Consider the following 20252-nt stretch of genomic DNA (forward strand, 5'->3'; position numbering starts at 1 on the left):
GGGAGTATGGGGTTAATAGCTCCATCGAGGGTTCGAATCCCTCCTTCTCCGCCATTATTCTTATGAATAAATTCACTATAAAAGCTCCTGTTTTGGCAGTTATCACATTGTGGTTGCTGCTCTCTTCCAGGCTGGTATTAGCAGATGAGATTAGGGTTGCAGTTGCCAGTAACTTTGCCGACACGATAAGAGAGGTTGCAAAGGGGTTTGAAAACAACACTGGTCATAAGGTGAGTGTTATTTCAGGCTCTACAGGAAAACACTATGCCCAGATCATAAATGGCGCCCCATTTAATCTCTTCTTTGCTGCAGATGTTAGAAGGGCGAGGTTGCTCGAAGAGGAGGGGTTCATAGATGCTGGGAGCCGCTTCACCTATGCTCTGGGCAAACTTGTTCTCTGGAGTCCTGCTGCCGATTATATCGACCCTCATGGTAGAGTGATTACAGATGGTGGTTTTCGTTACCTTGCTGTTGCAAATCCCAGGCTTGCCCCATATGGGCGGGCAGCACGCGAGGTGCTTCAGGGGCGTGGAGTGTGGAGTAGCTTAAGGGGCAGGATGGTTCGTGGCGAAAATATTGGCCAGACCTTTCAGTTTGTCAGTAGCGGGAATGCTGAACTTGGGTTTGTCTCCTACTCACAGATAAAGCGGCCAGGCCAACCCATCAAGGGGTCATTCTGGGAGGTGCCGCAACCGCTCTACTCTTCTATTGAGCAACAGGCGGTGTTGTTGGATGATAATGATCCTGCACGCTCTTTTCTTGATTATGTGAAAAGTGATGAGGCTCTGGAGATTATTCGTGGATTTGGGTACGGTATACCTTGATGCTTAATGAATATGATCTATCTGCTCTTGTTGTTACCCTGAAGCTGGCGGGAATCAGTACGCTTATCCTTCTCCTGCTGGGAACACCACTTGCCTGGTGGATGGCACACACGCAATGGAGACTTAAGGCGGTACTAGAGGCGATCATTGCGCTCCCTCTGGTGTTGCCGCCTACGGTGCTTGGGTTCTATCTGTTGATTGCCCTGGGACCACATGGCCCTATTGGCGAAGCAATGGAGTGGCTTGGTGGTCAGCCACTGGCGTTTACATTTGCAGGGCTTGTGGTGGGTTCAGTTATCTACTCAATGCCATTCGTTGTACAGCCCTTGCAGAATGCATTCAGTGCAATAGGCTCACGTCCAATGGAGGTAGCAGCAACCTTGAGAGCATCTCCGTTGGACCGTTTCTTTACTGTAGCCATGCCTCTGGCCCGCTCTGGATTCCTGACTGCTGCAGTGCTCGGATTTGCCCATACAGTAGGAGAGTTCGGGGTGGTGTTGATGATTGGTGGCAACATACCGGGGGAGACCCAGGTGCTCTCTATTGCCATTTATGACCATGTTGAGGCGCTTGAGTATGGTCATGCACACCTGCTCTCTGGTGGATTGTTGCTGCTCTCATTCCTGATGCTGGTTGCAATTTATACCTTCAATCGTCGTTTCTCGTTAATGAGGCAGGTAGATTAATGACAATTGAGTGCAAATTAAGGATGGAGAGAGGTGGGTTTGTCCTTGATACGGATATGACTATACCTGGCAGAGGGATCACTGCGATCTTTGGCCCATCCGGATGTGGCAAGACTACGCTGTTACGAGTAATTGCTGGCCTGGAAAAAAATAGCAAGGGAGTTCTCAAGGTTGATGGTTCGATATGGCAGGATGACCACAGCTTTGTCCCGCCTCATCAGCGTCCAGTAGGGTACGTCTTTCAGGAGGCAAGTCTGTTTGCGCATCTGAGTGTGCAGGGTAATCTGGAATATGGCATTAGCCGTGTTCCTGTTGCGGAACGAAAGGTTTTGTTAGATCGCGCAATTGAGTTGTTGGATATAACGCCACTGCTTGAGCGCAAGACAACACAGCTTTCAGGTGGCGAACGCCAGCGGGTGGCTATTGCCAGAGCGTTGGCAGTTAGTCCAAAGATTTTGTTGATGGATGAACCTCTGTCGGCACTGGATATGCAGCGCAAAAGGGAGATCATGCCTTATCTTGAGTCACTGCATGACGAGCTTGATATTCCTGTTATCTATGTCAGCCACTCACCGGATGAAGTTGCACGCCTGGCAGATCACCTGATTTTGCTTGAGGATGGTGAAGTAAAGGGGAGTGGGGCCATTGGTGATATATTGACCAGGTCAGATCTTCCAATGGCGCATGGTGATGATGCTGCGTCATTGATTCAAGCCAGGGTTGCAGGACATGATGACAAATTTGATCTGACCTATATAGATTTTCCTGGGGGGCGCTTTACAGTTGCTCACCGTTCATTGCCAGTTGGTAATCCAGTTCGTCTGAGGGTTGCTGCAAGAGATGTGAGTCTAACCAGGGAGCATCAGTCGGACACCAGTATTCTCAATATTTTTCCAGTGACGGTTGCAGAGTTGACACTTGAGGGTAGTGCACAGGTGATGGTGAGGTTGATGGCTGGAGGAGTCCCAATGCTTTCTCGTATTACCAGAAAGTCAGCTGATATTCTTGAGCTTGAGCAAGGTAAAACCATCTACGCCCAGGTCAAGAGTGTGGCTCTGTTATCGTAGCAGGACAACAAATTTACTTAATAAATTAATTTATGTTTATATATTAGCTATATGAAAAATAAAGAAAAAATATCAGTACTGTTTGTCTGTATGGGGAACATCTGCAGATCACCAACGGCACATGGTGTATTTCGTAAAATGGTTGAGGACGAGGGGTTGAGTGACAGAATCGAGATCGATTCAGCAGGCACTCACTCATATCATGTTGGACATCCACCAGACGAGAGAGCCCAGTCAACTGCTCTACACAGAGGCCTGGATATGAGTGATCTGCGAGCACGCAAGGCAAAAGAGCGTGATTTTGACCGCTTTGACCTGGTTTTGGCTATGGATCGTGATAACTATGCCATTCTCGAGTCCTACACAAGTTCGGCCACGGCAGAGAAATTACGGCTGTTTATGGAGTTTGCCCCAGACCACTGGCGTACCAGCGAGGTGCCGGATCCATATTATGGTGGCCCCAATGGGTTTGAGCAGGTATTTGATATGGTGGAGGACGCCTCTCGTGGACTCATAAGTCATCTCAGAGAGATTTACAAACTACCCTGAAAACATCCATGGACAGATAAAAAACGGGCTCCGTAAAAGGAGCCCGTTTTTTTTATCCTTGCTCAGTTGAGGTGGTGGCTTTGACTGCGGGCTCTTTTTTTACTGCTGTTTCAACTGGCTTTGGGTTGTTGTTAGCAGGCTTCTGGCTGTTGGTTTGAGCAGGAGCTGAAGATTTGTCCGGTTGTCGGTTTTCTACAGGTTTTTGCTGAGGAACAGCCTGCTTTGGTGACTCTTTTGGGGTGGGAGCACTGTTTTGTTGTGTGACCGGCGTTAGGGTTTGTTTTCTGTTGTTGCCTGCCACGATTGCCGCCGGAGCGTGAACGTCTTCTCTTCTGGCCGTTGCTATCCTTGTTGCTATCCTTGGTGCTATCTTTTGGACTATTCTGCTGCGACTGTTGCTTGTTGTTGTCTGGCCCTGACCCTGACTCTTGTTTTGATCCTGGTTCTGCTGCCCCTGCTCCTGTTTCTGCTTCTGCTCTTGGCCCTGCTGTTTCCCCTGATTCTGACTCCCCCCCTGACTTCGGCCTTGACCACCGCCTTTCTGCCCTTGACGGTTTCCACGCTGCTGAGAACGGTTTTTGTTTCCCTGGCCGCGACGTGAGGGGTGACGACCACCTCCACCACTGCGATTGTCGCCCTGTCTATTTCTTCCACGCCCACGATTACGGTTGCGTTGGTTAGCTGCTCTCTTTTTCTTTTCCTCTTCCTCTTTTTTCTTTTTACTGCCTCCAAACAGAGAGGTGATGATCTTTTTAATCCAGGAGGGGGATGATGTACTACTTTTCTCTTGTCTCTTTGAAGCAGGCTCCTTCTTAACTATCTTGGGCGCAGGTGCACTAGGCATGACCTCACTAACTGCAGGTTTGTCACGTTTCACCGAGGAGGTCTCCTGAATAACATCATCCTCACTGCTCTCTTTTTTCTCCACACGTTGGTAACTTGGTGGCTGCTTCTGTTCCTGACTGTCTGGACTTTTTCTGGAACGTTCGATGCTGTAATGGGGGGTATCCAGTGACTGGTTTGGAATCAACATCACTGATACTGCGCAACGTTTCTCAATCTCGGTGACAATATCTCGTTTTTCATTAAGCAGGTAGGTTGCTACCGGTATGGGGAGTTGTGCGGTGACCTGTCCAGAACCCTCCTTGAGAGCCTCTTCCTGAATCAGACGTAGTACAGACAGCGCGATTGACTGAGTGCCACGAATGGTGCCCTGACCACTGCAACGTGGGCATACGTTATGTGCAGACTCTCCGAGAGATGGGCGCAGGCGCTGTCGAGACATCTCCAGTAACCCAAAGCGCGAGATTTTGCCAACCTGAACACGTGCGCGATCTTGCTGTAGCGCATCACGTAGACGGTTTTCAACAGCACGCTGATTCTTACCTGCATGCATGTCGATAAAGTCGATTACAACAAGGCCACCGCTATCTCTGATACGCAGTTGGCGTGCTATCTCGTCTGCCGCCTCAAGGTTTGCGTTAAGAGCTGTCTCCTCAATATTGCTACCCTTGGTGGCTCTTGCCGAGTTGATATCAATAGAGATCAGCGCCTCGGTAGGATCGATTACGATAGAGCCGCCAGAGGGGAGTCTCACCTCGCGCCGGAAAGCAGATTCCAGCTGGCTCTCAATCTGGAAGCGGGTAAAGATTGGGGTCTCCTCCTTATACTGCTTCAGTTTTCTCAGGTTATGAGGCATAACACGAGACATGAATTCATGAGCAATCTGATAGGTGTCTTCATTATCGATCAGGATCTCGCCGATATCATCACGTAGATAATCCCGGATAACCCGTACCACAATGTCACTTTCACGATAAATCAGGAAGGGGGCAGGTTTTTCTGCTGCAGTCTCGATACTACTCCAGATTTTATGTTGGTAATCTAGGTCCCACTGCAGGTCTTCAGTGGTTTTGCCGACACCTGCGGTACGAATAATTGCCCCTGACCCCTTGGGGATATTCATGTCGCGCATTGCCGTACGGAGTTCCTGACGATCCTTGCCCTCGATTCTGCGAGAGATGCCTCCGGCACGTGGGTTGTTTGGCATATAGACCAGATATCGTCCAGCCATACTGACAAAGGTTGTTAGAGCAGCCCCTTTATTACCCCGTTCCTCCTTTTCGATCTGGACAATTACCTCTTGTCCCTCACTTACCGAATCTGCAATATTTGGGCGTCCTCCACCATCAAATGCACCATCTTTAAAGTAGTTGCGGGAGATCTCCTTGAAGGGGAGAAAGCCGTGACGTTCGCAGCCATAATTTACAAAGGCCGCTTCCAGACTAGGTTCGACGCGGGTAATTTTTCCTTTGTAGAGATTGCCTTTTTTCTTTTCGTAGGCGGCGCTCTCGATATCCAGGTCGTAAAGATATTGGCCATCCACCAACGCTACACGCAACTCCTCTTCCTGGGTTGCATTCATTAAAATTCTTTTCATTCTACAGTTCTCAGTGTTTGTGTTCCGAAAGTGACGCAACGATTGCGTCGACGGAATCCAAAGGACTCAGGCCGAGGAGAACAGATCAGACAGGGAATATTGGCAAATTGAGAGCCTGGCTCTCAATTGCATTGGTAAACAACTTATTGTTTTGTGTTGTAAAACATCTAGTTATTGTCTTTTATACCAAATAGGCAGATACGCTCTGCATCTACATTCTTGACCCGATGTGCTGTTGTCAGCAAGTATCAGGTCAGTAATAAATTCCTCTGCTGAAGATGATTCTCAAAACATCTCGTTCTAGTCTATCTTCATCACATATATCTTTCGGGCTCAGTTTTTCTATTCTCAATCACCCTGCCAGGTAGCAGTGTGTGCCCATAAATTCTTTCACTTACAGCGCTCTCTAGGCATGAGCTTTTCATAAGCTCTCTATGCGTTTGGTTTTCCAAAGCTATTTAGCTTTGCTAAGGAACTTCTGATTAAGTCTAAATCTCGTCATTACCGCCTACGCGAGGATGACTTAATCATCTACTTAATCATCAGAGGCTCCCTAATTGGCGAGCGATGTAACTCGCGACTATACCAGTGAATCTACTGTGCCGCAATCGATTAAAACCCACACCAGCAATTCTAATATATGACCAAATATCTTGCTTGCACCATCATCCCCAACGAAAGTTGGGATCTTGAAAACAGTGAGTAGCTCTCTATATCCGATTTCTAAATGAGGATTCGGGTAAAATATCCCCATGCAATCCAGTGAACAAAATCGGCAACAGGTGAGTTATCTCGAGATCAATAGTGAGAAGGCTGGACAGCGCGTCGATAATTTTCTGTTGTCACAACTGAAAGGTGTGCCCAAAAGCAGGATTTACCGAATTCTTAGAAAGGGTGAGGTCAGGGTTAATAAAAAAAGGGTAAAACCAACTTATCGGCTGCAGGAGGGGGATCTCTTGAGAATCCCGCCCGTGCGAATCTCTGAAGGTAATACTCCTCCAGCGAAATCATCAGTTGAGTGGATCGAGAAAGCAATAATCTATGAGGATGACCTGTTGCTGGTTTTGAATAAACCATCTGGTCTGGCAGTACATGGTGGAAGCGGCATCAGGTATGGCGTGATTGAAGCGCTTCGTGCGTTACGAACAGAGGCTGTTAATTATGAGTTGGTACATCGTCTTGATCGTGCAACATCAGGGGTGTTGTTGATTGCCAAAAAGAGACGTGCACTCCGTTTTCTTCATGATCTCATTCGTAAACACGGGATGGAGAAACGCTACCTGGCTCTGGTTGCAGGGAAGATGCGCAAATCGAAGACTGTCTTGGCGCCACTGAGAAAAAACGTGCTGCGTTCAGGAGAGAGGATGGTACTTGTTGATCCTGACGGCAAAAGCGCAGAGAGCCATTTTCGCCCCCAAATCTCCTGCCAATCTGCGACTCTGGTTGAGGTGGAGATTGTGACTGGGCGCACACATCAGATTCGTGTTCATGGCGCACATATTGACCACCCTCTGGCCGGTGATGATCGGTATGGTGATCAGGAGTTCAATAAACAGATGAGTAAACTTGGTTTGGGGCGGTTGTTTCTCCATGCAGATCAACTGGTTTTCCCTCATCCTGACAGTGGAACAACCATGAGGATGGAGGCCCCGCTTCCGCCGGAACTGTCTGCTTTACTGAAACGTATTCAAGAGGATGAGTCATGCCGCCAATTCTGAGTGCGCCTGTTGAGCTGGTCATTTTTGACTGGGATGGAACCTTGATGGATTCAGTGGATGTGATTGTCCGTTGTATGGAGGGGGCAATTCGTGACATGGATCTTGAGCCACGTTCTCATGAGGAGATCAGCAACATTATCGGGTTGGGGCTTAATGAGGCTGTTACTACTCTATATCCGGGAACAGATGAGTCATTTGCCCAAGAGGTATCAGATGGTTACAGGAGACACTTTTTTGGTACTGCACAGGGAAGAGATAATCTTTTTCCTGGAGTTGAGTCGCTATTAAATGAGTTGCGACATGAGGGTGTGTTACTTGCGGTTGCGACCGGAAAAAGTCGTCGAGGGCTTGATCTGGTTTTGAAAGATACCGAACTTGACGAAATTTTTCACTCAACCCGCTGTGCAGACGAGACCTGTTCCAAGCCACATCCGCAGATGATCCACGAGATTCTTGATGAGCTCCAGATTAATCCAGAAGCGGCTATTATGGTGGGTGATAGTGAATATGATTTGCTGATGGCAAAACGGGCTGGAATTGCATCGGTTGGGGTCTGTTATGGGGTCCACTCTGCAGAGAGGTTACAGAGCCACAACCCAATAGCCTGTGTTGATTCCATCAAGTTGGTCAGGGAACTGTTGCCCCTTGCTGCTCAAGCATCCGTACCAGACGAATAAGAGGAAGCCCCATCAGAGCACTTGGATCATCTCCCTCAAGACGCTTAAACAGGCTGATGCCAAGCCCCTCGGACTTAAAGCTTCCGGCACAGTTGTACGGCTCTTCCGCATGCAGATAACGTTTAATCATGTTGTCATCAAGCTCACGAAAATGGACTGTAAATGGCACTACCTCAGTTTGACTCTTTCCGCTTTCAGAGTTTAGTAGTGTAACTCCGGTAAGAAAATGTACGCTCTTTCCTGATGCCGCGGCCAGCTGTTGAAATGCATTCTCAAAACTTCCTGGTTTTCCCAGTATCTCAGTGCCATTCAGAGCAACCTGATCTGACCCGATAATCAGATGAGCAGGGAAGTGGTGTGCAACCTCTGTAGCCTTTTCGATAGAGAGACGTTCCACTAACTGTTCTGGGGACTCCCCATCTATATGGCTCTCATCAATATCCGGTGAAAAGGTCTCAAAAGGGAGTTGCAGTCGGGATAGCAGCTCTTTTCTGAAAGGAGAGCTAGAGCCAAGTATTAGTGGAAGAGGAAGCATGGTTACACATTATCCCATGTTTCTATCTGGGAATTTGGGTATTATTCTGTTCTCATGACAGACCACTTTCCGGAATATGTTGACCCTTTTGCGCTGGCTCTATCCGGCAGAACCATTGAGCAGACACTGCCTCTCGATAATTTTGAGCGTGTCACTGAGCTTCTGCTTGATAAAAGTGGCAGTGTGGATATCAAGGTTGTTTTTGGGGTTGATGAAGCAGCTGTCATCTATCTTGAAGGGGTGGTCTCTGCAGATGTTCAGCTACCGTGCCAGCGCTGTATGGAACCGATGAGTACCCCAATAAGCTCTAGCTTCGTGATGGGCCTTGTTCGCAATGAGGATGACTTCTCTTCACTGCCAGAGAGTTATGAGCCACTCTTGGTTGATGACAAGAATTTTTCTCTTCTCGCTTTTATTGAGGATGAGTTGATATTGGCAGTTCCTGTTGTGGTGACTCATCCCATAGATGAGTGTAGTGCATCCCGTTATCTTCAGGATTCCAATGTAATTGAGGAGGAGAAAAAGAGAAATCCTTTCCAGATACTGGAACAGTTGAAGAGGTGACAAAAACTGGGCAAAACAGTACAAATTCAATTATAATTCGCGCCAATATTGGTGGCTGTTCGATTGAGCGGCTGCTTTTTTTATTCTGTATTTAATGTTGGGAGAGATCCAATGGCTGTACAAAAAAACAAGAAGACTCGTTCAAGACGTGGCATGCGTCGTTCTCATGATGCGCTGACAAGCCCATCACTCTCTGTTGATTCAGAGACAGGAGAGACTCACCTGCGTCACCACATAACTCCTGACGGCTACTATCGTGGTCGCAAAGTGATTCAGGATAGCGCAGAAGATTAATTTTATCTGGCGTGTTTACCATTCATTGTGATGAGGTGTGGGGACGGATCTTGATGGCCGTAACCACAATCAGTTCGTGACGAGCATCATCTCAATTGACGCCATGGGTGGTGACTACGGTCTGGATGTTACAGTTCCGGCCGCTATCCATGCGCTCAAAAAAAACCGCTCTCTGCGCCTGATTCTGGTCGGTAATCAGGATGAAATTTCGACACATCTGGAGCAGGCTGATTCAGCTCTAAAGAGCCGGATCAAGATCCAACATGCATCCCAGACCGTGGAGATGGATGAATCTCCATCCAGTGCTCTGCGTAAGAAAAAAGACTCATCCATGCGTGTTGCGCTCAATTTTGTAAAAGATGGTGATGCAGGCGCGTGCGTAAGTGCAGGAAATACAGGCGCACTGATGGCAACCTCACGGTTTGTCCTCAAGATGTTGCCCGGGATTGACCGTCCCGCAATCTCTGCTGCACTACCCACTGTTCGCGGCACCAGTTATATGCTGGATCTTGGCGCCAATGTGGACGCAACTCCTGAGAGCCTGTTTCAGTTTGCGGTAATGGGGGCGGAGCTGGTGACTGCGGTTGCGGACAAGCCCAATCCATCAATTGGTCTGCTGAATATTGGCGAGGAGGAGATCAAGGGTAATGAGACGGTAAAACAGGCTGCCGAGATTCTGTCGAACAGTGATCTTAACTATTATGGCTTTGTAGAGGGTGATGATATCTACAAAGGGACGGTTGATGTTGTGGTCTGTGATGGTTTTGTTGGGAATATCGCCCTTAAGGCAAGTGAGGGGTTGGCTCATATGGTCAGCCACTTCATCAAGACAGAGTTTAGTAAAAATCTGCTGACCAGAATTTCCGGATTGATTGCCATGCCTGTAATGAGGGCATTTCGTAGCCGCATAGAGCCACGCAACTATAATGGTGCCAGTCTTTTGGGTCTGCGTGGTATTGTGGTAAAAAGTCATGGTGGTACTGATGTTATGGGTTTTAGTAATGCAATCAATGTTGCAGTTGCCGAGGTTGAACATGCTGTTCCACAGAAGATTGATGCGCATCTGCATCGTACATTGGTAGAGGGTAAAGAGTGAGTTATTCAAGAATTGTAGGTACTGGTGGTTATCTTCCCGAGGCGGTCAGAACCAATGCAGATCTTGAAAAAATGATGGACACGTCCGATGAGTGGATTGTGGCTCGCACTGGAATTAAAACCCGTCATATTGCTGCAGAAAACGAGACTACCTGTGATCTAGCAGAACAGTCATCGCGTCAGGCAATTGAGGCCGCGGGCATTGATCCCAACGATATTGATCTGATAATTGTTGCAACTACAACACCAGACAAGATTTTCCCCAGTACCGCATGTCTGTTACAGCAACGTCTGGATATTCACGGCTCTCCGGCATTTGATGTGCAGGCGGTATGTACGGGGTTTGTTTATGCGCTCTCGGTTGCGGATAATTTCATCCGTGCCGGTTCCGCAAAATGTGCTCTGGTTGTTGGTGCCGAGACTCTCTCCAGAATTGTAAATTGGGAGGATCGAGGAACAGCAATTCTGTTTGGTGATGGTTCTGGAGCCGTAGTGCTGAAGGCTTCTGAGGAGCCCGGAATTCTATCTACCCATATTCATGCAGATGGAAAGTATGAGGAGCTGCTACATGTTCCTGGTGGGATATCATCTGGATATGATGGTGAGCCATATATTGAGATGAAGGGTAATGAGGTATTCAAAATGGCTGTCAATACGCTTGGGCGTATAGTCGATGAGACTCTGGATGCCAACCAGATGAAGAAAGAGGAGATTGATTGGCTGGTGCCTCATCAGGCCAATGTGCGAATAATTGCCGCTACTGCCAAAAAACTCAAGATGTCCATGGATAATGTGATTCTTACTGTACAGAATCATGGCAACACCTCGGCCGCATCAGTGCCGTTGGCACTTAATGAGGGGGTACGGAGTGGAAAGATAAAGAAGGGGCAGACTGTGCTGATGGAGGCCTTTGGAGGCGGATTTACCTGGGGCTCTGTCCTCGCTCGTCTATAGGAGTTAATAATGAAACTTGCGTTTGTTTTTCCTGGTCAGGGCTCACAATCTGTGAGCATGCTTGCAGAACTTGCCGAGAGCCATGCTGTTGTAGGTGAAACCTTTGGTGAGGCCTCTGATCAACTGGGCATGGATCTCTGGAAGTTGGTGCAGGAGGGGCCAAAGGAGGCACTTAACCAGACTACCAATACGCAGCCTGCAATGCTGGCTGCTGGAGTTGCAACCTGGAGGGTGTGGAACCAACAGGCAGGTATCGCGCCATCTATTATGGCAGGCCATAGCCTGGGTGAGTATTCTGCACTGGTTGCTGCTGGTGCTCTTCACTTTGGTGACGCCATTAAACTGGTAGCAGAGCGCGGGCGTCTAATGCAGGAGGCTGTTCCTGAAGGAGAGGGGGCAATGGCAGCTATTCTGGGTCTGGAAGATGATCAGGTTCGTGCGGTCTGTAGTGATGCGGCAGATGGCGGTGTAGTTGAGCCGGTAAATTTCAACTCGCCCGGGCAGGTGGTAATTGCCGGTAGTGCGGATGCAGTAGAGCGTGCCATTGAGGCAGCAAAAGAGGCAGGCGCAAAACGTGCGCTTCCTCTTCCTGTAAGTGTCCCTTCACACTCCTCACTTATGCGTGAGGCAGCAGAGAAATTTGCCGTAGCAATGGAACCTGTGATGATCAATTCACCAGAGATTCCCGTTATCAACAATGTTGATGTTAGTGCAGAGATAGAGCCGGACTCTATTCGTGAAGCATTAACTCGCCAGCTTTACAATCCTGTGCGTTGGGTTGAGACTGTTCGGAAGATGCACGGTGAGGATGTTGATATGCTTGTTGAGTGTGGTCCAGGCAAAGTGTTGGCCGGCCTGAACAAGAGGATTGAGAGAGGGATGAAAGCTATGGCAGTTTTCGATAACGCTAGTCTTGAGGCAGCTATCAACACAGTCAATGGAGAAGAGTCATGAGTCTGGAAGGACAGGTTGCACTGGTAACTGGAGCCAGTCGCGGGATTGGTCAATCAATTGCGCTCAAGCTAGGCAAGATGGGTGCATATGTGGTTGGAACCGCCACCTCGGATAGTGGTGCTGAAAAAATCTCTGCCTATATGAGTGAGGCCGGCATGCAAGGTGAGGGGATGAACCTTAATGTAACTGATGGAGATGCAGTTACAGCAATCATCAAGCGCATAGCTGATGAACAGGGCGCGGTTACCTTGTTGGTTAATAACGCAGGAATTACCCGCGACAATCTGTTGATGAGGATGAAGGAAGAGGAGTGGAGTGCCATTATGGATACTAATCTGACCTCAATTTATCGTGTATCCAAGGCCTGTCTGCGGGGAATGATGAAGGCCCGTAGCGGACGCATCATAAGTATCACATCTGTTGTAGGTGCCATGGGTAATCCTGGACAGTCCAATTATGCGGCCGCAAAAGCCGGGGTGATGGGGTTCAGCAAGGCGCTGGCTCGTGAGGTTGCTTCACGTGGGGTTACTGTAAATACGGTTGCACCAGGCTTTATTGATACTGACATGACCAAGGCACTTCCTGAGGAACAGAAGGATGCTCTTAAAACCCAGATTCCGTTAGGATCTCTGGGACAGCCGGAAGATATAGCCAATGCAGTAGGTTTTCTAGCTTCAGAAGAGGCTTCTTATATTACAGGCCAGACACTACATGTGAATGGCGGGATGTATATGTAACTATTTTTCTTGTTGCTATTTTTTTATGGCAAATAGAGGTGATGGTGGTAAAATTGTCCGCAGTTTTTCCATAAATAACAAATCGTAGAGGATTACAATGAGCGATATTCAAGCACAGGTTACCAAAATTGTTGCAGAGCAACTGGGTGTAGATGAGGGTGAGATCACTAATGAGTCATCTTTTGTAGATGATCTTGGAGCAGACTCTCTGGATACAGTTGAGCTGGTGATGGCACTGGAAGAGGAGTTTGGTTGTGAGATTCCTGATGACGAGGCTGAGAAGATTACTACCGTTCAGCTTGCGATTGATTACATCAACAAGGCAAACGGCTAATATCTGAATATCAAAGATATCGTTTTATGATGAAAGCCGCATTTCATACAGGAAGTGCGGCTTTTTGGTTTTTGAATTGATAAGGAAACGAGATGAAGGGCGACAGACGTGTTGTGGTAACCGGTATGGGGATGGTCTCTCCAGTTGGAAATACGGTAGAAGATAGCTGGAAGAATATTCTCGCTGGAGTCAGCGGGGCAGGTCCTGTACCACATTTTGATGCCACTGAATTTCCGGTTACATTTTCCTGTTCAATCAAGGATGATTTTGACCCACTGGAGTACCTGACCAGGAAAGATCTACGCAAGATGGATACATTTATCCATTATGGTATTGCTGCCGGGGTTCAGGCATTTCGTGACTCCGGCCTGGAGATTACGGATGAGAATGCCCCCCGTATTGGTGTCTCTGTAGGATCCGGTATCGGTGGGCTGCCAGGTATCGAGAAGGGCAGGGATTCTCTGGTAAATGGTGGCCCCAGAAAGGTCTCCCCATTTTTTGTCCCCTCCAATATCATCAACATGGTCTCCGGCAACCTCTCCATCATGATTGGAGCCAAGGGGCCAAATACCGCCATTGTTACCGCATGTAGCTCTGCGACCCATAGCATTGGTGATGCTGCGCGGATGATTATCTATGGTGATGCAGATGTGATGATTACAGGTGGTGCCGAGAATGCCACCTGTCCAGTTGGGCTGAGTGGGTTTGCCCAGGCCAAGGCGCTCTCCTCTCGTAATGATGATCCACAAACAGCCAGCCGTCCATGGGATGTAGACCGTGATGGTTTTGTGCTGGGTGATGGTGCCGGTGTACTGGTGCTTGAAGAGTATGAGCATGCCAGGGCGCGTGGTGCCAACATCTATGCTGAGGTGACCGGCTTTGGGATGAGTGGTGATGCCTATCACATGACCTCACCATCACCTGGCGGTGAAGGGGCATCGCGCTGCATGGATAGCGCACTGGCAGATGCTGGCATTAACCCCGAAGATATTGATTACATAAACGCACATGGCACCTCCACTCCGGCAGGTGATCTTGCAGAGACCTCAGCGGTGAAAAAGTCATTTGGTGATCACGCCTACAAGGTTGCGATCAACTCCACTAAATCCATGACAGGACACCTGTTGGGTGCGGCTGGCGGTATTGAGGCTATCTTCTCTATTCTGGCACTCAGGGATCAGGTCTCTCCACCCACCATCAACATCTTTAACCAGGATCCGGAGTGTGATCTTGATTATGTTGCCAATACCGCGCGTGAGATGAAGATTGATATTGCAATGTCCAACTCGTTTGGCTTTGGTGGAACCAACGGAACCGTCATCCTGAAAAAGATGTGATTGACCTGCTTGCGCTGCATGCGGTAAATCCGGAGCGCTACCCATATCTGCTTGAGAGTGCTGCATCCGGCAGTGGTGCACAGTGGGATATTCTCTTTGCCTTTCCAGAAGAGATCATAAGAGTAGAAGATGAAGGGTTTCTTGCGGCGCTGGACAGAGCATGGGCAAGGGCGCGCTGCAGGTTTGATAATGGAGCAGATAGTGAGCTCCCTTTTCGAGGTGGGTGGTTTCTGTTTCTGGACTATGAACTGGCCCACGAGATTGAGCCGGTACTGTCAAGATGCGCAACATCCAGTGGAAACACATCCCCATCCTCTCAAGCCTACGCTACACACATACCGGCAGCCATTCTCCAGGAGCACTCCACTGGGCGTATCCATTTTGTGGATGAGGATGGTGAGCTGACAGAGAGAGTCAAACTCATGCAGGAGGATCTCTCAAACCTGAAGCCACTGCACCATCCGGCGGCAAAAATCGTGCCTGCCACAATCAGTGAAGAGTCACCCGGCAAGTTTCTTGATGGTGTTGAGAGGATAAAACACTATATCGTCGAGGGTGATGTCTTTCAGGTAAATCTCTCTCGCAAGTGGCAAGGAGAGCTCTCTGAATCGGTAGAGCCATACCAGATCTACCAGAGGCTAAGGGAGAGCAATCCAGCTCCATTTGCAGGTCTGGCTCTACAGGATGACATGGCAGTTATCAGTTCATCTCCTGAGAGACTTATCAAGGTCACCAATGGAGTTGCCGAAACCAGACCAATCGCAGGTACCCATCCACGTAGTAGAGAGTTGGGTGAGGACGAAAAGCTATCCGAGAGGCTGTTGGCACACCCCAAGGAGCAGGCAGAACACATTATGCTGATTGACCTGGAGCGTAACGATCTGGGGCGTGTCTGCCAACCGGGAACCATCAAAGTGGATGAGCTTATGGTGCTGGAGAGCTATGCTCACGTCCACCATATCGTATCCAATATTGGCGGAGAGCTACGAGATGGCATTACCCCCGGTGATGTTATTCGTGCGCTATTTCCGGGTGGTACTATTACCGGATGTCCCAAGGTGCGCTGTATGGAGATTATCGATGAGCTGGAGCCGGAGCCACGTGGTGCCTATACAGGGAGTTTCGGCTACCTCAACCATAATGGTGATATGGATCTGAATATTCTGATACGTACCATCACCCAGGAGGGGAACACTCTCTCCCTGCGTGCCGGTGCCGGTATTGTCCATGACTCAATTCCACAGAGAGAGCTGGAGGAGACCAGGGCAAAGGCCAGGGGGATGCTGATGGCGCTGGGGGTTGAGCCGTGATGCTGGTGAATGGGGTTGAGACGGAGCAGATCAGTGCCACAGATCGTGGACTTCAGTATGGAGACGGGCTGTTTGAGACTATTGCGGTTGTTGACGGTAAGCTGGAGTTTTGGGGGCGCCATATGGCACGTCTACAACGGGGTGCAGAAAAATTATCTATTCCTCTGCCGCCAGAGGAGCTATTTCTAGCCGAGGCAGAACAGCTTGTCGGCAGTGATGGTTCATCTCGTTCTGTGCTGAAAATTACTATTACCCGTGGCAGTGGGGGGAGGGGATATCGCCCGCCAGAGAGCCCGGCACCAACACGAATTCTCGCCCTCTCTCCATGGCCTGAATACCCGGCGGAATATTACAAGAGCGGTGTCAGACTCCATCTATGTGAAACCAGGCTGGGATCAAATCCACTACTGGCTGGCATAAAACACCTGAACAGACTGGAGCAGGTTATGGCCAGAGGCGAGTGGAGTGATCCGGATATTGCCGAGGGTTTAATGGTAAATGGTGAAGACCATATAGTTGAGGGGACCATGAGCAACATCTTCTTCGTGAGGGGTGGAGAGGTCATAACCCCAGAGCTGACTAGGTGTGGGGTTGCCGGGGTGATGAGAGAGATGCTGATTGAGCAGCTCCAACAGGATGGTATTTCAGTAACAGTTCGTCCCATCCACCTTAGTGAACTAAGTGAGATGGAGGAGGCCTTCTGCAGCAACAGCCTTATCCATGTCTGGCCAGTACGGCAGATTGGAGATAAACAGTTTTCAGTTTTAGATCCGATAGTTACACACCTTACAAGATTTATTGATGTTGACAAATATTTCTAAGGTCTCCTGTTCGTATCCACCCAATTCAGTCTCATATCACCATTTATACCATTAGTGATGATGGCAATGTTTTCATAATTAGAATCAGACATGGTCATGAAGATTGGCTAGAATAGTTTCCCTATGAATAGAGGAAAATTCATCACCGTTGAGGGCTCCGAGGGGGTTGGTAAAACCACCAACATAAACCATGTTCGAGCCCGTCTGGAGGAGTACGGAGTTGAGGTAGTGCAGACCAGAGAGCCAGGTGGCACCCCGCTGGGTGAGGAGGTGCGCGAACTGCTGCTCGATCATCGCCACACCGGTATGTCGCAGGATGCTGAGCTTATGCTGATGTTTGCCGCCCGTGCAGAGCATCTGACTCAGGTGATCCAGCCAGCACTGGATGCAGGCAAGTGGGTGCTCTGCGACCGCTTTACCGATGCCAGCCACGCCTATCAGGGTGGTGGCAGGGGGATTCCAACCGAACGTATTACTGCACTGGAACAGTGGGTACAGAAAGGGCTACAGCCCGACCTGACCCTGCTACTCGATATTGAGCCGGAGATCGGGCTGGAGCGTGCAGGCAGGAGAGGAGCTCTGGACCGTTTCGAGAAGGAGGAGATCGCCTTCTTTCATCGGGTAAGAGATAGTTATCTGGATCGGGCCAGGATGTTTCCTGAGCGCTTCAGGGTGGTCAACACATCCATGCCGTTAGAGGATGTGCAGCAAGAGATTGATGGCCACTTGATCCCATTTATCCAGGAACAGAGAGCATGAACACTATTCTCCCATGGCAACATGATATCTGGACAGGATTTCAACAGAGGATTAGTCAAAAGCGTATGCCTCATGCTCTGTTGCTGTATGGCCCGGAGGGTACTGGTAAAGATATATTTTCACGATTTTTAGCCAAGAGCCTGTTGTGTAGTCAACCTGATAAAACTGGCGAGGCTTGTGGTAGCTGTCCATCATGTAACCTATATGAGGCTGAGACCCACCCCGATTTTAGCTATCTTGAGCCAGAAGATGGCAAAAGTGTTTTAGCAGTAGGTCTGGTTAGGTCAATGGTTGAGGAGCTCTCATATACTCCACAAATATCTGCACGTAAGGTAGTTGTATTAAATCCGGCGGAGTCAATGAATCGCAGTTCTGCAAACAGTCTCCTGAAAACTCTGGAAGAGCCATCTGGGGATACGGTTATTATGCTTGTCACCCATAACCCTGCCAAACTATTGCCGACTATACGTAGTCGCTGTCAACAAGTGGCATTTCCTCAGCCGTCAGCAGAGGATGCGACATCCTGGTTAAGAGGGCAGCTAGATGATCAAGTAGAAGTTGATGTTGTGCTTGGGCTGGCAGAAGGTGCACCGCTGAGGGCGCTTGCACTTTCCGATAGCGACAATCTTGAACACTATAATGAGATGGGGCGTGAGCTTCTGGATCTGCTTCAGGGAAGAGCAAATCCAATCAAGGTTGCATATCGCTGGAGCAAGCATAATCCAACAACTACCCTGCGATGGATGCAGCAGTGGCTGGTTGCAGCAATCAGGGGGAGGGAGCCACTATCCCTGATCAGTCAGACGCTGCGGCAGATTGACCAACGAAAACTATTCCTGTTTCATGACAAAATTATAGAGGCGATCGCCCTCTCAACTACCCCCATCAACAAGGAGCTTCTGTTCGATGGATTGCTGCTGGAGTGGAGCCGTTTTCGATGATCGACTCCCACTGCCACCTTGACCGGCTCAAAATCCCGCAAGGAGAGACTCTTGATGACTCTCTGGATCGTGCTGCAGAAGAGGGGGTCGATGGCTTTCTTAATGTCTGTATCGATCTTGAGAACTTTGATGAGGTTTTGCGCATCGCAAACTCAGACAACAGGATTTATGCATCAGTTGGTGTCCACCCAAATGAGATGGAGATGGCTGAGCCAACCCTGGATGATCTGCTGCAGCGCGCAGAGAATTTAAAGGTGGTGGCAATCGGCGAGACCGGGCTCGACTACCACTATGTAACAGATGCAGAGAAGCTGGAGCAGCAGCGTAACCGCTTCAGAACCCATATCAGTGCTGCCAAAGAGTGCAACAAGCCGCTAATCATCCACACCCGTGAGGCACGGGAGGATACCATTCGCATCATGCGGGAGGAGGGGGTGGAGCAGTGCGGCGGGGTGATGCACTGCTTTACAGAAAATTGGGAGATGGCTAGCCAGGCGCTTGATCTTGGGTTTTACGTCTCTTTCTCCGGGATCATCACCTTCAACAGTGCGGCAAAGTTGCGTGAGGTGGTGAAACAGGTACCGCAGGATCGGCTGCTGATAGAGACTGATTCACCATATCTAGCCCCAGTTCCATATCGGGGAAAACCCAACCAGCCTGCCTATGTACGTCAGGTGGCAGAGAAGGTGGCAGAGCTGCGCGGCTGGAGTATAGAGGAGGTGGATCGGATCACTACAGAGAATTTTCAACGACTCTTTCGTCTCTAATGTAACCTCACCAAAGATCTTTCCAAAAGTGGTTAGGTTGGTTAAAACAACTGCAAAATCAATCAGGTAATCTAGCCATGGGCGATCTATTAGAGTTTGTAAACAACTGTGCCTGAGTTAAGCGAATGATTTCATAACTATCAGAGTAATTTTATTGCCTTCTCAAGCTGTCTTATTGATGTGTAGAAATGGGGTGAAAAGCGAATTCCACCAGAGCGTACCGCACATTGAATTCCTTTTTCAGTCAGTCTGTTATGCGTAACTTCTAAACTACTTTCTCCGACTGAAAAGGTGATAATGCCTGCATGTCGTTCGGGGTCGACCGGAGTAATTAGCTCCAATTTTGGGTGGGCCTGAATAGCATCAACAAGAAACCTGGAGCGTTCCAGCACCAGCTTCTCTATCTGCTCCATGCCAATCTCCTCAATCATGGAGAGCGATGCCTCCAGCCCGTGAATGCCCAACATGTTGGGGCTTCCAGGCTCAAAACGACGTGCACCTTTCGCAATGGTCCAGTCGGGAATATCACTGCAACAACCTGGCTGCTCACAGTTTGAGAGCGCATCTGAATCTGTATCAAAATCATAAAGTGTCTCACGCATGTGCCACCCATATTGCCGAAGCTGCAGACGGTCACGCGCCTCTGGTGAGCTATAGAACAGGGCACAGCCCTCTGGTGCCATCATCCACTTATGGCCATCGGCTACAATAAAGTCGGCCTGAATGGCGGCTCCGTCCATCCGAACAGCCCCCAGGCTCTGAATTGCATCAACACAGAAGAGAATCCCACGTTTTTTGCAGAATGCGCCAATCCGTTCCAGATCCATCCTCAGGCCGGTTCCAAACTGTACCGAGCTGATGGAGATCAGACGTGTATTGCTATCAACCG

Annotated in this window: 21 protein-coding genes and 2 pseudogenes; 20 read left to right on the forward strand and 3 right to left on the reverse strand. The window is 49.0% G+C overall.

Annotated elements, in window-relative coordinates:
• The first annotated feature begins 62 nt into the window (after positions 1–62).
• Genes modA through AC3ZFK_RS07265 form a run of 4 tightly spaced genes read left to right on the forward strand, consistent with a single transcriptional unit; the run spans position 63 to position 3126 of the window.
• Positions 63–824, forward strand: coding sequence for a molybdate ABC transporter substrate-binding protein (gene modA / locus AC3ZFK_RS07250; protein ID WP_487507220.1), 762 nt, complete (start codon positions 63–65; stop codon positions 822–824).
• A complete protein-coding gene (gene modB, locus AC3ZFK_RS07255; RefSeq protein WP_487507217.1) occupies positions 824–1510 on the forward strand; it encodes a molybdate ABC transporter permease subunit in 687 nt (228 codons plus the stop codon). Before modA ends, modB begins: the two co-directional genes overlap by 1 nt.
• Positions 1510–2577 (forward strand): molybdenum ABC transporter ATP-binding protein, encoded by a 1068-nt coding sequence (gene modC / locus AC3ZFK_RS07260; RefSeq protein WP_487507216.1) that lies wholly within the window; start codon positions 1510–1512, stop codon positions 2575–2577. Before modB ends, modC begins: the two co-directional genes overlap by 1 nt.
• 51 nt (positions 2578–2628) lie before the next feature.
• Complete coding sequence (locus AC3ZFK_RS07265; RefSeq protein ID WP_487507215.1) at positions 2629–3126, forward strand: low molecular weight protein-tyrosine-phosphatase; 498 nt, start codon at positions 2629–2631, stop codon at positions 3124–3126.
• 976 nt (positions 3127–4102) lie between these two features.
• Here AC3ZFK_RS07265 and AC3ZFK_RS07270 read toward each other — a convergent pair.
• A pseudogene (locus tag AC3ZFK_RS07270) lies at positions 4103–5566 on the reverse strand (Rne/Rng family ribonuclease); the annotation flags it as partial.
• A 752-nt stretch (positions 5567–6318) separates the two neighbouring features.
• Between AC3ZFK_RS07270 and rluC the strand changes: the two are divergent.
• Both rluC and AC3ZFK_RS07280 read left to right on the forward strand, forming a co-directional pair.
• The gene (gene rluC / locus AC3ZFK_RS07275; protein ID WP_487507213.1) at positions 6319–7284 is read left to right on the forward strand and encodes a 23S rRNA pseudouridine(955/2504/2580) synthase RluC; all 966 of its coding nucleotides are present in this window, start codon (positions 6319–6321) and stop codon (positions 7282–7284) included.
• Complete coding sequence (locus tag AC3ZFK_RS07280; protein ID WP_487507212.1) at positions 7269–7961, forward strand: HAD-IA family hydrolase; 693 nt, start codon at positions 7269–7271, stop codon at positions 7959–7961. The genes rluC and AC3ZFK_RS07280 overlap by 16 nt, the downstream gene beginning before the upstream one ends.
• On the opposite strand, the gene AC3ZFK_RS07285 is transcribed toward AC3ZFK_RS07280, so the two are convergent.
• Positions 7912–8496 (reverse strand): Maf family protein, encoded by a 585-nt coding sequence (locus AC3ZFK_RS07285; protein WP_487507211.1) that lies wholly within the window; start codon positions 8494–8496, stop codon positions 7912–7914. The genes AC3ZFK_RS07280 and AC3ZFK_RS07285 overlap by 50 nt on opposite strands.
• 54 nt (positions 8497–8550) lie before the next feature.
• Between AC3ZFK_RS07285 and AC3ZFK_RS07290 the strand changes: the two genes are divergently transcribed.
• The 14 genes and pseudogenes from AC3ZFK_RS07290 (at position 8551) to AC3ZFK_RS07355 (ending at position 19363) form a co-directional block, all read left to right on the forward strand.
• A complete protein-coding gene (locus tag AC3ZFK_RS07290; RefSeq protein WP_487507210.1) occupies positions 8551–9060 on the forward strand; it encodes a YceD family protein in 510 nt (169 codons plus the stop codon).
• 111 nt (positions 9061–9171) lie between these two features.
• A complete protein-coding gene (gene rpmF / locus AC3ZFK_RS07295; protein WP_487507209.1) occupies positions 9172–9354 on the forward strand; it encodes a 50S ribosomal protein L32 in 183 nt (60 codons plus the stop codon).
• Positions 9355–9430: 76 nt separating this feature from the next.
• The gene (plsX, locus tag AC3ZFK_RS07300; protein WP_487507219.1) at positions 9431–10450 is read left to right on the forward strand and encodes a phosphate acyltransferase PlsX; all 1020 of its coding nucleotides are present in this window, start codon (positions 9431–9433) and stop codon (positions 10448–10450) included.
• Positions 10447–11403, forward strand: coding sequence for a beta-ketoacyl-ACP synthase III (locus tag AC3ZFK_RS07305; protein WP_487507208.1), 957 nt, complete (start codon positions 10447–10449; stop codon positions 11401–11403). Before plsX ends, AC3ZFK_RS07305 begins: the two co-directional genes overlap by 4 nt.
• 6 nt (positions 11404–11409) lie before the next feature.
• Positions 11410–12357: an ACP S-malonyltransferase gene (gene fabD / locus AC3ZFK_RS07310; RefSeq protein ID WP_487507218.1), complete on the forward strand. Its 948-nt coding sequence runs from the start codon at positions 11410–11412 to the stop codon at positions 12355–12357.
• A complete protein-coding gene (gene fabG / locus AC3ZFK_RS07315) occupies positions 12354–13094 on the forward strand; it encodes a 3-oxoacyl-ACP reductase FabG (RefSeq protein ID WP_487507207.1) in 741 nt (246 codons plus the stop codon). Before fabD ends, fabG begins: the two co-directional genes overlap by 4 nt.
• Positions 13095–13191: 97 nt before the next feature.
• Complete coding sequence (gene acpP, locus AC3ZFK_RS07320; RefSeq protein WP_487507206.1) at positions 13192–13428, forward strand: acyl carrier protein; 237 nt, start codon at positions 13192–13194, stop codon at positions 13426–13428.
• A 92-nt stretch (positions 13429–13520) separates the two neighbouring features.
• A complete protein-coding gene (gene fabF / locus AC3ZFK_RS07325; RefSeq protein ID WP_487507205.1) occupies positions 13521–14765 on the forward strand; it encodes a beta-ketoacyl-ACP synthase II in 1245 nt (414 codons plus the stop codon).
• Complete coding sequence (locus AC3ZFK_RS07330; protein ID WP_487507203.1) at positions 14762–16075, forward strand: aminodeoxychorismate synthase component I; 1314 nt, start codon at positions 14762–14764, stop codon at positions 16073–16075. The genes fabF and AC3ZFK_RS07330 overlap by 4 nt, the downstream gene beginning before the upstream one ends.
• On the forward strand, positions 16075–16896 hold the full coding sequence (gene pabC, locus AC3ZFK_RS07335; RefSeq protein WP_487507202.1) for an aminodeoxychorismate lyase: 822 nt from the start codon (positions 16075–16077) through the stop codon (positions 16894–16896). The genes AC3ZFK_RS07330 and pabC overlap by 1 nt, the downstream gene beginning before the upstream one ends.
• A gap of 5 nt (positions 16897–16901) precedes the next feature.
• Positions 16902–17012 (forward strand): annotated as a pseudogene (locus AC3ZFK_RS07340) (type II toxin-antitoxin system RelE/ParE family toxin); the annotation flags it as partial.
• 7 nt (positions 17013–17019) lie between these two features.
• Complete coding sequence (gene tmk, locus AC3ZFK_RS07345) at positions 17020–17655, forward strand: dTMP kinase (RefSeq protein WP_487507201.1); 636 nt, start codon at positions 17020–17022, stop codon at positions 17653–17655.
• Positions 17652–18596, forward strand: a complete 945-nt coding sequence (locus tag AC3ZFK_RS07350) for a DNA polymerase III subunit delta' (RefSeq protein ID WP_487507200.1) — start codon at positions 17652–17654, stop codon at positions 18594–18596. The genes tmk and AC3ZFK_RS07350 overlap by 4 nt, the downstream gene beginning before the upstream one ends.
• Complete coding sequence (locus tag AC3ZFK_RS07355; RefSeq protein ID WP_487507199.1) at positions 18593–19363, forward strand: TatD family hydrolase; 771 nt, start codon at positions 18593–18595, stop codon at positions 19361–19363. Before AC3ZFK_RS07350 ends, AC3ZFK_RS07355 begins: the two co-directional genes overlap by 4 nt.
• Positions 19364–19503: 140 nt before the next feature.
• Here AC3ZFK_RS07355 and AC3ZFK_RS07360 read toward each other — a convergent pair.
• On the reverse strand, positions 19504–20252 hold a 749-nt coding region (locus tag AC3ZFK_RS07360), incomplete at its 5' end, for an aminotransferase class V-fold PLP-dependent enzyme (protein ID WP_489433764.1).

The organism is Candidatus Thiopontia autotrophica, assembly GCF_982804495.1.

What these genes read in the sequence shown, in the direction of transcription:
- modA (WP_487507220.1), top strand. Translation starts at nt 63, where the DNA reads ATGAATAAATTCACTATAAAAGCTCCTGTTTTGGCAGTTATCACATTG.
- modB (WP_487507217.1), top strand. Translation starts at nt 824, where the DNA reads ATGCTTAATGAATATGATCTATCTGCTCTTGTTGTTACCCTGAAGCTG.
- modC (WP_487507216.1), top strand. Translation starts at nt 1,510, where the DNA reads ATGACAATTGAGTGCAAATTAAGGATGGAGAGAGGTGGGTTTGTCCTT.
- AC3ZFK_RS07265 (WP_487507215.1), top strand. Translation starts at nt 2,629, where the DNA reads ATGAAAAATAAAGAAAAAATATCAGTACTGTTTGTCTGTATGGGGAAC.
- rluC (WP_487507213.1), top strand. Translation starts at nt 6,319, where the DNA reads ATGCAATCCAGTGAACAAAATCGGCAACAGGTGAGTTATCTCGAGATC.
- AC3ZFK_RS07280 (WP_487507212.1), top strand. Translation starts at nt 7,269, where the DNA reads ATGCCGCCAATTCTGAGTGCGCCTGTTGAGCTGGTCATTTTTGACTGG.
- AC3ZFK_RS07285 (WP_487507211.1), bottom strand. Translation starts at nt 8,496, where the DNA reads ATGCTTCCTCTTCCACTAATACTTGGCTCTAGCTCTCCTTTCAGAAAA.
- AC3ZFK_RS07290 (WP_487507210.1), top strand. Translation starts at nt 8,551, where the DNA reads ATGACAGACCACTTTCCGGAATATGTTGACCCTTTTGCGCTGGCTCTA.
- rpmF (WP_487507209.1), top strand. Translation starts at nt 9,172, where the DNA reads ATGGCTGTACAAAAAAACAAGAAGACTCGTTCAAGACGTGGCATGCGT.
- fabG (WP_487507207.1), top strand. Translation starts at nt 12,354, where the DNA reads ATGAGTCTGGAAGGACAGGTTGCACTGGTAACTGGAGCCAGTCGCGGG.
- acpP (WP_487507206.1), top strand. Translation starts at nt 13,192, where the DNA reads ATGAGCGATATTCAAGCACAGGTTACCAAAATTGTTGCAGAGCAACTG.
- fabF (WP_487507205.1), top strand. Translation starts at nt 13,521, where the DNA reads ATGAAGGGCGACAGACGTGTTGTGGTAACCGGTATGGGGATGGTCTCT.
- pabC (WP_487507202.1), top strand. Translation starts at nt 16,075, where the DNA reads ATGCTGGTGAATGGGGTTGAGACGGAGCAGATCAGTGCCACAGATCGT.
- tmk (WP_487507201.1), top strand. Translation starts at nt 17,020, where the DNA reads ATGAATAGAGGAAAATTCATCACCGTTGAGGGCTCCGAGGGGGTTGGT.
- AC3ZFK_RS07350 (WP_487507200.1), top strand. Translation starts at nt 17,652, where the DNA reads ATGAACACTATTCTCCCATGGCAACATGATATCTGGACAGGATTTCAA.
- AC3ZFK_RS07355 (WP_487507199.1), top strand. Translation starts at nt 18,593, where the DNA reads ATGATCGACTCCCACTGCCACCTTGACCGGCTCAAAATCCCGCAAGGA.